Source organism: Pseudomonas sp. ABFPK (genome assembly GCF_001586765.1).
GTDB classification, from domain to species: Bacteria; Pseudomonadota; Gammaproteobacteria; order Pseudomonadales; family Pseudomonadaceae; genus Aquipseudomonas; species Aquipseudomonas asiatica.
Window position 1 is genome coordinate 15,996 of record NZ_LQXW01000038.1, and the last position, 11,150, is coordinate 27,145.

An 11,150-nucleotide genomic window follows, 5' to 3' on the forward strand; every position below is an offset into this window, starting at 1 on the left:
GTTCACCGCCAAGCGCCCACAGAGTCACTGCTAATTCAACCGACCCTGTCCTTGCACGGCGATTTTCCATCTGGCAAGGTTGCCAGCAGAACGCCCACCGACTGACCAGCGGTGCCCCACATCAAAGGAAACCTGACCTGTCACTGCAACCCTCCGTTCGCCGTGATCTGCTGATTCTGTGGCTTTCCATTGCCGCAGTTGCGCTTGTGCTGGGATGGCTGCTGCTGATAATCAGCCGCCAAGGTGCCGGCCCTCAGATTGCGCAGGCGCGCCAACTCACCTCGACCAGTTGCCAGGCGCTCCAGGCGGGTGCGGCACGGGTTCGCCAGCAGCTCCCGCCTGCACAAGACCACCCTGATCTCATGCCCCCCGCTGCCGCACAGGCAGTGCTGGATTTGGCGCTGCGCGACCAGCCGGGCATGGAGGGCGGCTTCTGGCGAGCGGATGCGGGTGTGGTGGCCTACGCCTTCCCAACCTACGACGGCACGGGAATCAAACGCGACCCGCCGAGCGCCGAGTTGCAGCGCATTGCCTCCACGGCCCAGCGTGCGCAGGATTCTGCAGGCCTGGTGGCGGATGTGCGACCGGGCTTGCGCGAAGCCGTGGCTTTCGCCGCATGCCCCGTTCAGGCCTATGACCGGCAGCTGATCGCCTGGACCCTGATGCGCGTTCCGCTTTTGGCCACAGAAACAGTCAATACCTTGATACTCGCGGTAAGCCTGCTGCTGGCGCTGGTCGTTGTCTCCGGGGCATGGCTGGGCTGGATGATTTCGCGTTGGCAGCGCCAGTCGGCGCATTTGCGAAAGCAACTGGCCCAGTCCGAACGCCTGGCCACGCTGGGGCGCGTTTCCGCCGGGCTTGCACACGAGATCCGCAACCCTTTGGGCACGATGCGCATGAAGGTGGAAAACGCGATGGCTGCACCGGCTGACCGGCGCGAAGCACGTGTGGTTGGTGCCCTGGAGGCCGTACTTTCGCAAACGGCACGGCTGGAGACGCTGGTGTCGAGCCTGTTGGCATTGACCCAACCTTTCCGCGCCGAGCGCCAGGCAGTTGACCTGCAGGAATGGCTGGAGGAGCGGCGTAATGCCCACGCCGAAGCAGCGCAAAAGAAAGGCGTACGAATAACACTGGCCGTTGAACCGGAGCTGACCGCTAGCGCGAAGCAAGTTGCGCTGTTCGACCCGACACAAATGGCGCGGGTCTTTGACAACCTGCTGCTCAATGCGCTGGCGCACACGGAAGAACGCGGTGAAATCGAGCTCGGTGCACATCGCACGCACCGCGGCACATTGCTGTTGTGGGTGGCGGACGATGGTTCCGGCATTCCGAATGACCTGCGCGATACACTGTTAGAACCGTTCTCCACCAACCGCGCTGGAGGTACCGGCCTGGGGCTGGCGCTGGTGCGCGAGATCGTGCAGGGTCACGGCGGGCGGGTCGGTCTCGCCGAGTCGGCCAAAGGAACGCGCATAGAGATGGAGCTACCGTGGCCCGAATCCTGATCGTCGACGATGACGCCGCATTCCGCGACAGCCTTGCAGAAATGCTGCAAGACCTGGGCTATGCGGTGCTGCAGGCTGAAACCACCGATGCAGGCCTGCACAGGCTGCGCACCGAGGACGTGGATGCGGCCATCGTCGATCTGCGCCTGCCGGGCGAGGATGGCCTGGTGTTCCTGCGCCGCGCGGCGCGCATCTCGCAGGTGCCGTGCATCATGCTCACCGCCTATGCGAGTGGCGGCAACACCATCGAGGCGATGAGCCTGGGCGCGTTCGACCACCTGACCAAGCCCGTGACCAGGGCCGCCCTGATCGAGACGCTCGAACGGGCCCTGCGACGGGCAGCCAGCACCCCAGACAACCCCCAGGCGGCCGGGGCATCACCTGCCGCAAAAGAGCCCGTGGATGGCACCGAACTGGTCAGCAGCAGCGAGGCCATGCGCCAGGTCTTCAAGCGTATCGGGCTGGCCGCGAACTCCGATGCCACTGCGTTGATCCTGGGCGAGACGGGCACAGGCAAGGAACTGGTCGCGCGTGCCTTGCATCGCAACAGCGGGCGAGCCACCGGCCCCTTCGTCGCCGTCAACTGCGCGGCGATCCCGGCCGAACTGATGGAAAGCGAGCTGTTCGGTCATGTCAAAGGCGCGTTCACCGGTGCCATCACTGAACGCACCGGGCGCTTTCGCGAGGCCGATGGCGGCACCCTGTTCCTCGACGAAATAGGCGATATGCCGCTGGCCACCCAGGCGAAGATCCTGCGGGTGCTGCAGGAACGCGAAATCACCCCCGTGGGCGCCAATCGTGCCCAGCCGGTGAACGTGCGCATCATCGTGGCCACCCACCGAGACCTACCCAGCGCAGTCAAGGAGGGGCGCTTCCGGGAAGACCTGTGGTACCGCCTGCAGGTAGTACCACTGTGGCTGCCGCCGCTGCGTGAGCGCCTGGGCGACGTGCTGCTGCTGGCCGAACACTTTCTACGCCTGCTGGGCGGCGACTCGCCCAAGCGGTTGAGCGCGGCGGCAGCCCGGCTGCTGCTGGCCCATTCCTGGCCGGGCAACGTGCGCGAACTGCGCAATGCCATGGAGCGCGCGGCCATCCTCAGCCACGGCCCGGTCATCGAGGCCGAACACATCGGGTTGCAGACGGCGGCGGCGCCCACCCCGGGCCTGGACATCGACTGGGAAGGCCCAATGGCACAGGCCGTTGCCCAGCTGGAGCGCGAAATGATCGTGCGCGCCCTGGCTGCGACGGCGGGCAACCGCGCAGAGGCGGCGCGGCGCCTCGGTCTGTCTCGCCAGCAGCTCTACCGCAAGCTGGCCGAGTTCGATCTGGACTAACCCCTTCGCACGCAAAGGAGGTGTCCGATTCCGTGACACCTTAGCGTCACGTAATCGGACGGCACATCACTCCTATCAATCATAACTGATTGATTTAATTAACAATTTTATCTGGCATGGTGTTTGCGCTACAGGTTGGGTGTTCCCACCCAAAAGAGCTTCTCCAATGTCCAGGTATTTCATCGCCACATCTCTTGCACTGGCAATTGGCCTGGGTAGCCTCAGCGCGCATGCCATGCCGCCCGCCGCCGCCCATCTGTCTCCAACACCGCATCAGGGTGTGGAAACACCTGGCCTGGTGAGCCAGTACGTGGTGGAAGGCCAGGTGCAACGGATGCTCATCAATCCCTATGGTGAGGTCGACGGGCTGCGCCTGAGCGACGGGACCATTGCAAAGTTTCCACCGCACATGGCCGATGCGCTCACAGCCACGGTCAAAGTGGGGGACGCCGTCCGCATCATCGGGCGGGCGGAAACGCGAGGCACAGTCAAAGCCGACGCCATCATCCACGCCGACAGCGGGCGCACCGTGTACAACCAGCCGCCACCGGTTGGCGAAGGCCGAGCCCTGCCGCCACACCTGCGCGCCCAGCGCCTGCAGCCCCAACAGGTGGAAGGCCAGGTGGAGACCGTGCTGACTGGCCCACGGGGCGAGGCCAACGGCGTCATCCTGAGCGATGGCAGCATCGTACGTTTCCCGTCAGAGAGCCTGCGTATTTCCGTGCAGACGGGCGCACCGTTCGCGGCATCCGGGCTGGGCACGCGCAATGCGTTTGGCACCGCTTTGGAAGCGGTCAGCATGGGCACCACGTTATCCACCCTGCAGCCGCTCTATGACCGCGCGCCATAAGGGAATGCCTCTATGCACCCGGCAACACCTTCCATACCCCCGGCGCATGCCAGCTCACGGCGCTGGCTGTCCGGCCTCAACTTCTTCCTGGCCGATGTCCGTGACGGCCTGGGCCCCTTCCTTGGTGTGTTTCTGGCCAGCCACGGCTGGCGAGCCGATGACATTGGCTACGTGATGGCCGCCAGCGGCATCGCAGGCATGTTGGCGACCACGCCGATGGGCGCGTGGATCGACGCCTCGCGCCACAAGCGACTGCTTCTGGCAAGCGGCGCAATTGCACTCATTCTCGCCACGGCAGCGCTATGGACGGCGCCAACGTTCGGCGTCGCCGTCGCCTCTCAAGTGGTGACGGGTGTTGTGGGTGCGTTGATGGGCGCCGGCATCATGGGCATCACCTTGGGCATCGTTGATCAGAAAGACTTGTCTCGGCAGCTCGGCATCAACGAAGCCTGGAACCATGCCGGCAACGTGGTAGCGGCTGCCTTGGCCGGGCTGGCAGGCTACCGCTGGGGGCTGTCAGCCGTATTCGTCCTGATGGCCCTGATGGCGTGCGCGGCTCTTGCCTGCTTGCGCAAGATCGATCCACATGACATCGATCATGAGCGTGCCCGCGGTGGTGACCTCACTGGCAACCAGCCTGCGCAAGGTAGCAGCCCCTCGCCTTCCATGGTGCGGGTTTTGACGCACTCGCGCGAACTGGGCCTGCTCGCGATCACCATGCTGCTGTTCCACCTTGGCAATGCCGCGATGCTGCCCTTGCTGGCACAGTCGGTTGTCACGCGTGGGCTGGCCGACCCCAGCGTGTTCACGGCATCCACCGTCATCGTGGCGCAGCTGGTCATGATCCCCGTGGCGCTTTGGGCCGGGCGGCATGCCTCTCGGCACGGGTATCGGGCACTGATCCTTGCCGCCCTCCTGGCCTTGCCCTTGCGCGGGCTGATCGCCGGTTGCTGGGAGTCCCCGTGGGCCCTGATTCCGGTACAGGCCCTTGATGGAATCGGGGCAGGCCTGCTGGGTGTCGCCTTGCCTGGGCTTGTCGCTTCCATCCTGCGCGGCACTGGGCACATCAATGCAGGGCTTGGTGCAGTGATGACGATACAGGGAATAGGCGCGGCCATGAGCCACGCACTCGCCGGCTGGATCGCGCAACATTTCGGCTATGGCACAGCCTTCGTTGTTCTCGGTATCGTGGCTGCAATCGGGCTACTCACCTATCAGACAGGCCTTAGGAAGGGACACCCTAGCCGGCAATTGCCAGCTCAGCCAAATAACGTTGACACGATATAGCGTGCTGCACGCCATCCACCAAAGGCTGGCACCCGGCCAAGCCGCGCCAACTCATTCATTCACCTGAGTAAACTGCATGCCTGTATTTGATCCATCCTCGCTCATCTGGGCCGTCGCCGCCGTTGCGACCGGTGGGGTAATCCTGCGCCCCTGGCGGGTGCCGGAATATGTCTGGGCAGTCGGCGCCGCTGTATTGCTGACCGCGTTTGGCCTGGTGCCACTACCCACGGCCCTCGGCGCTGTCGCCGAGGGTGGCGATGTTTACCTGTTTCTGATCGGTATGATGGTGCTGGCCGAACTGGCACGCCAGGAAGGGCTGTTCGACTGGCTGGCCATGTACGCGGTGCAGCATGCCCGGGGCTCCGGCCAGCGCCTGTTCGACCTGGTATTCCTGGTGGGGGTACTGGTAACGGTGTTCCTCTCCAACGATGCCACCGCGGTGGTGCTGACCCCAGCGGTGTACGCCGCATGCCGGGCGGCCAAGGCCGAGCCGCTGCCCTATCTGTTCATCTGTGCCTTCATCGCCAATGCCGCCAGCTTTGTGCTGCCCATTTCCAACCCGGCCAACCTGGTAGTGTTCGGTAGCCAGATGCCGCCGTTGCTGGATTGGCTGCGGCAGTTCACCTTGCCCTCGCTTGCGGCCATCGGCCTGACCTACCTGGTGCTGCGGCTGGCCCAACGCAAACAGATACGCCAGCCCCTGGCAACGACTATCGACATGCAACCGCTGTCCAGCGGTGCACGCTTGTGCGCGCTGGGTATCGTGCTGACAGGCGCCCTGTTGCTGCTGACCTCCGCCCTGGACCGGCAGCTTGGCTTACCCACCTTCTGCGCCGGCATCGCCACGGCCGGGCTGATCCACCTGCGCCAACGGCGCAACCCGATGCCGGTGCTCAAAGGTGTGGCATGGGGCGTACTGCCGTTGGTCGCGGGCCTGTTCGTGCTGGTGGAAGCGGTGGCACAGACGGGTGTGATCGAGCACCTGGCCCATGGCTTGGCCGCGCTGGCGCGCAGCTCCGAGCACCAGGCGAGCTGGGGCGCCGGCGTGGTCGCGGCTATCGCCGGCAACCTGATGAACAATCTGCCGACCGGCCTGATCGCAGGTTCCGTTGGCCATATTGTCGATTTACCCGCGAAAACCACTGCAGCGCTGCTGATTGGCGTCGACCTCGGGCCGAACCTGTCGATTACCGGCTCCCTGGCCACTTTGCTCTGGCTGGTTGCCGTTCGCCGTGAAGGCGAACACGTCGGTGCCTTGGACTTCCTGCGCCTGGGGGCGCTGGTAATGCCGCCTGCCTTGATCGGGGCGTTGGGGTTGCTTCATTTGTGAAGCGCTCGCAAGCGGTCCGCGTACCGTGTGGGAGCGGGCGTGCCCGCGAAGAATCCAACGCGATGCCTGGCACCAGCTGCGCCGGTGTTCGCGGCGGTTCGACGCCTCGACACGCCCGCTCCCACTAGGTCACTGCCAACTCAATGAGTTATGTGTTGTGGAGATCGTGGGAGGCGCCGGGCAATTTACGCCTTGAACAAACGCTCGGCGATGAAGTCGACGAACACTCGGATCTTCGGCGACAGGTGCCGGCTCGATTGCCACAGCGCCCAGAACTGGCCCTGGTCGGAGGTATGCGCATCAAGCAGGCTTTCCAGTGCGCCAGTCCTGACCGATTCACGTACCAGAAAGTCCGGCATGTAGGCGATACCATGGCCGTCCACCGCAGCCATCAGCATTGCCTCCATGTTGTTCAGCGTCAGCACCGTGGGTAAGCGCAACTGGGTAATCTCGGGATCGGCGCCGAGGCTCCAGTCCATGATCTTGCCGGTCGTGACAAAGCGATAGCGCAGGCAGTCGTGTCGCTCCAGGTCGGCTAGCGTCTGGGGCCGCCCCTTGCGTGCCAGGTAGGTAGGCGCTGCGCACAGGACAAAGCGGAACGGCCCGAGCTTGCGCGACATCAATTTTGAATCGGCTAGCCCACCACTGCGGATTACCACATCGAAGCCATCGTCGATCAGGTCGACCAAGTGGTCGTTGAAGTCCATTTCCAGTTCGATTTCAGGGTATGCCTTGCGAAAAGCCGGCATCAACGGCAGCAGAAAACGGTAGCCGATGGTCGGGAGGCTGACCCGCAAGCGACCACGCGGGGCCTGTATCGCATGGGACAGCATGGCCTCCGCATCCTGGAGGTCGTCGAGGATGCGCCGGCAGCGCTCATAGAACAGCTGGCCTTCCGCCGTCAGGCTGACCTTGCGCGTACTGCGCTGGAACAGCCGCACCTTCAACGAACTCTCCAGGCGGGCAACGTTCTTGCCGACCGCCGATGCGGAAATACCCATCGCCCGCGCCGCGCTGACAAAGCTCAACGACTCGGCGGTTTTCACGAAGGCGAGGATGCCGTTCAGGCTTTCCATGGCATTACTTCCTTTTTGTCCATTATGAGAGGAGTCCCAGCCTGTTTATCCAGCATTACGGCCACTATAGATTTAACGCACACGGTGCTACAACAGGAGGGATAGCGCAATGGATCAGGCTACTGACCACACCCCGCACGCGGGCCGTTACCATGTTCTGGCAGCCATCTGCCTGGCCGCCCTGGTGCTGCCGCTGAGTTTCACCGGTGGCGCCGTGGCCACGCCTGCCATCGGCAAGGCCTTCGATGCCGAGCCGTCCTCGCTTACCTGGATCACCAACGCCTTCATGCTCAGTTTCGGCAGCCTGCTGATGGCAGCCGGAACCCTGTCGGACATTTACGGGCGAAAGCGCCTGTTCACGCTGGGCCTGGCCCTGTTCGTCATCGTCAGCATCCTGCTGGCGAGCGTCTACAGCATCGTCTGGCTTGATGCGCTGCGGGCGGTGCAAGGCGTTGCCGCCGCCGCTGCCCTGGCCAGTGGCTCCGCCGCCTTGGCCCAGGAGTTCGAGGACCAGGCCCGCACGCGCGCGTTCAGCCTGCTTGGCACCACGTTCGGGCTGGGCCTGGCGTTCGGGCCGATGGTCAGCGGCCTGCTGATCGAACAGTTCGGCTGGCGCTTGATCTTCGTCAGCACCGCGGCCCTTGCAGCGATCTCGCTGCTGGCGGCGTTGTCACGGATGCGCGAAAGTTTCAACCCCGAAGCGCCCAAGCTGGACCTGCCCGGTGTGCTTGCCTTCTCGAGCATGCTCGCACTGTTTACCACTGCGATCATCCTGGGGCCGCAGGCCGGCTGGCGCTCCCCGCTGATCCTGGCCCTGTTCGGCGGCGCGGCACTGAGCTTGCTGGCGTTCGTGACCATCGAGCTGCGCGCCAGGCAGCCGATGCTCGAGCTGAGCCTGCTGAAATACCCGCGCTTTGTCGGGGTGCAGATTCTGCCGATCGGCACCTGTTATTGCTACATCGTGCTGATCGTACTGCTTCCGTTTCGCTTGATCGGCGTAGAAGGCCTCGCCCCGATGCACAGCGGCCTGATCATGCTGGCACTGTCGGCGCCGATGCTGGTGGTCCCGCTGCTGGCCGCTTGGTTGACCCGCTGGGTAAGTGCTGGCGTGCTGTCGGCTGCAGGCTTCCTGGTGGCGGCCGCGGGATTGTACCTGTTGGCCCATGCCGCTATTGGCGATTACCAGCAACTGGTGCTGGCAATGCTGGTGATTGGTATCGGCACCGGTTTCCCTTGGGGCCTGATGGACGGGCTGGCGGTTAGCGTGATCCCCAAAGAGCAAGCAGGCATGGCCGCCGGCATCTTCAACACCACCCGGGTAGCGGGCGAAGGTGTCGCCCTGGCGATCACCATCGCCCTGCTCACCGCGTTGGTAGGTAACAGTCTTGGGCGCGTACTACCTGCCGGCGATTACAACGAACTGGCGCAGCGCCTGGTGATGGGCGACCTGGGCCAGGTTCAGGGCGTCGATCCGTTGCTGCTGCAGGCCGCGTATCTGGACGGCTTCGGCACCTTGGTGCTGGTGCTGATCGGGTTCACCGTGTTGTCGGCTGGAGCGGCGTTCTTCTTGCTTGGTCAGGACGAGCAGGCAAGGCGTGCCAAAGCGCCTCACAGCAGCCTGCCAGCCTCCGATTCGGTGCGGGGCTGACGACGGCATGGCGATTACACGCGACAACGGGATCTTGCCTAACGCTCAGGGGCCTGGCCGCTTCGCTCCATGACCTTCCCACACCGCTCACTGGCCAAACGGCTGGGCGTTTTCACCCAAACCGGACAGCGAATTGGTCATCAAGGCGCTGGACATGGCGTACGAGCACCGCGGGCGGCCGCAGAATGTACTGTTTCACAGTGATCAGGGCAGCCAGTAAGGCAGCCGAGCTTTTCGTCAGCGGTTGTGGCGTTACCGCTTCAAGCAAAGCATGAGCCGCAGAGGTAATTGCTTGGACAATGCGCCTATGGAGCGTTTGTTCCGCAGCCTGAAAACGGAGTGGGTGCCAAGTGTGGGCTACATGAGTGCTGCGCAGGCACAGCAGGACATCGGCAGGTTTCTGATGCAGCGCTACAACTGGGAGCGACCGCATCAGTTCAACGGTGGGTTACCTCCGGCGATTGCCGAGGAAAAACTTAATCCGGTGTCCGGGATTAGTTGACCACTACACCGCGCAACACCAGCGACGATCTGTCCAAAGCTGTCCAAAATCCGTCTAAGGCCTGTCAGGGGTATGAGACGGCCAGGCCCGTAACTTTAAAAGCCTCCCGCACAGGACTGACTTCAGACGCTCAGTCGGCGCCGATTTCGTCTCATGCCTGTCTCACATTCCGTCAAAGCGTAGTCAAAGTGCGCGTGCCACGCCTAAGCCCACTTCAAGGTTTGGGCATTTTTGGAGACGACAGCACTCCAAGGGCCTGGACGCCGTTTCTGTAGCTCGGTGGCAATTCCGTATTCAGTGAAATGAGCAAAGTAAGCGAGGTCGGTAAGCAATAAACTGACCTTTACTTCGTTTCCTTTCAGATAACCCCGCTGCTCCAGCTCTGGAAGCAATTCCGGCATTAAGTCAACCACCAATTTTTCCAGTTCTTCCAAAAGATAATGCTCTTTGTCCATCTCGGTGATCGCGTGGACGCTGTGCCCAGAAAAAACGAAGCCTCCGCCAATCGGGGCGTATGTAGTACCGTCTAATACTTGAACAAAGGAATTGTATCGTTTCTTGCGAAGAGCTTCCCGTTGATCCGAAGTGAGCCTGCCCTCTTGCCGGACTCCACGAAGAATCCAACGTTCAATCGACTTAGGCCAGTTCCTGTGGATTACCTCCACGATCTCCGCATCTGCGAAGTCATAATGCGTATAGATATTGATCGCATAAAAAACTTCCTTGGTCACTCGTGCAAATAAAAGCGGCCCTGTTCTGGCCATGTACCGCCCTTCTAATACGGTGCCCAGATGTAGGTGGTGAACTCCCCAGTCGCTGAGCAGAAGATCAGTTTTTTTTACCTTGCCGATGAGTCTACTCAGATGGGGGTTGAGATCCTTACCCTCTATCACGCCTCGCTTGATCTTTTCCCACCCCTGCAAATGTTCGGCCGGGCAGTGAAAATCATCAGATACAAGAATCTTTCTCGGCGTCGCGGTTATGCGGCGTTGGGCCGCGTTGAAGTAATGAACAGGAACGTCTTCAGTGATTGCTCTCGTGTCGAGATCCCATTCTGACTTCATGATCTCCTTGAGTGTTTCGTGCCAGTCGCCCTTGAAGTCCATGACCAATTTCATAAAGGCACCCTCCGATTTGTGCATATTGATCCTACGCGCCCGTAGGCTTTCATAAATAGCCTGCAAGCTCGTCGCGCTGTCCTCGTGGGTTTCTTCGTGATCAGGCCATGGTTGCTAGCGGAAAACACTGCAATACCATGGAAAACCAGAGTGGTAACCGGGCCTGGCAACCTCAACATTTCTCAACACGCAGGCCGCCTAGGTTCGCGCCATCGGGGTTGCGAACCTGTAGCGCGAACCACCGGTGCGAGCTGCCCCAGCATCACCGCCAGAATGCGTACCAGCAGCGCGTACCTGGCTACGTACCCGGCGGGATCGCGCACTCCGATTGCGTTACGAACGTGCGGAGGCCCTAAGTGCCCCCAGTACTCGCGCCTAGGGATTCTCCGATCAAGTCAGCACAGGCCATCTGACCTGTGCTGAAATAGCCCTCCGTCCAACTGCCCTCTACAAGCCCGCCATCCCATGAGCCAGATGAGCTTTTCCGATTTCGAGTACGC

8 protein-coding genes and 1 pseudogene are annotated in these 11,150 nt (G+C 62.3%); 7 read left to right on the plus strand and 2 right to left on the minus strand.

Annotated features, from left to right (window positions below; translation table 11 throughout):
• Positions 1-362 precede the first annotated feature (362 nt).
• From WM94_RS21255 to WM94_RS21275, 5 genes are all read left to right on the plus strand, one after another.
• Positions 363-1,505, plus strand: coding sequence for a PAS domain-containing sensor histidine kinase (locus tag WM94_RS21255; protein WP_256207036.1), 1,143 nt, complete (start codon positions 363-365; stop codon positions 1,503-1,505).
• Entirely contained in the window at positions 1,490-2,839 is a 1,350-nt protein-coding gene (locus WM94_RS21260; RefSeq protein WP_061552065.1) for a sigma-54 dependent transcriptional regulator, read from the plus strand. The genes WM94_RS21255 and WM94_RS21260 overlap by 16 nt, the downstream gene beginning before the upstream one ends.
• A 166-nt stretch (positions 2,840-3,005) precedes the next feature.
• Entirely contained in the window at positions 3,006-3,689 is a 684-nt protein-coding gene (locus WM94_RS21265) for a hypothetical protein (protein WP_061552066.1), read from the plus strand.
• Between the two features lie 12 nt (positions 3,690-3,701).
• Complete coding sequence (locus WM94_RS21270; protein ID WP_061552067.1) at positions 3,702-4,976, plus strand: MFS transporter; 1,275 nt, start codon at positions 3,702-3,704, stop codon at positions 4,974-4,976.
• Between the two features lie 76 nt (positions 4,977-5,052).
• Complete coding sequence (locus WM94_RS21275; protein WP_015268873.1) at positions 5,053-6,306, plus strand: arsenic transporter; 1,254 nt, start codon at positions 5,053-5,055, stop codon at positions 6,304-6,306.
• 185 nt (positions 6,307-6,491) lie between these two features.
• Here the strand turns inward: WM94_RS21275 and WM94_RS21280 are convergent, their stop codons facing one another.
• On the minus strand, positions 6,492-7,382 hold the full coding sequence (locus WM94_RS21280) for a LysR substrate-binding domain-containing protein (RefSeq protein ID WP_015268872.1): 891 nt from the start codon (positions 7,380-7,382) through the stop codon (positions 6,492-6,494).
• A 109-nt stretch (positions 7,383-7,491) separates the two neighbouring features.
• Here WM94_RS21280 and WM94_RS21285 point away from each other — a divergent pair, with 109 nt between their 5' ends.
• Together WM94_RS21285 and WM94_RS21290 are read left to right on the plus strand one after the other, a co-directional pair.
• Complete coding sequence (locus tag WM94_RS21285) at positions 7,492-9,030, plus strand: MFS transporter (protein WP_061552068.1); 1,539 nt, start codon at positions 7,492-7,494, stop codon at positions 9,028-9,030.
• A gap of 100 nt (positions 9,031-9,130) precedes the next feature.
• A pseudogene (locus tag WM94_RS21290) lies at positions 9,131-9,532 on the plus strand (DDE-type integrase/transposase/recombinase); the annotation flags it as partial.
• A 203-nt stretch (positions 9,533-9,735) separates the two neighbouring features.
• Here the strand turns inward: WM94_RS21290 and WM94_RS21295 are convergent.
• Positions 9,736-10,650, minus strand: coding sequence for a hypothetical protein (locus tag WM94_RS21295; RefSeq protein WP_156485989.1), 915 nt, complete (start codon positions 10,648-10,650; stop codon positions 9,736-9,738).
• Positions 10,651-11,150 lie beyond the last annotated feature (500 nt).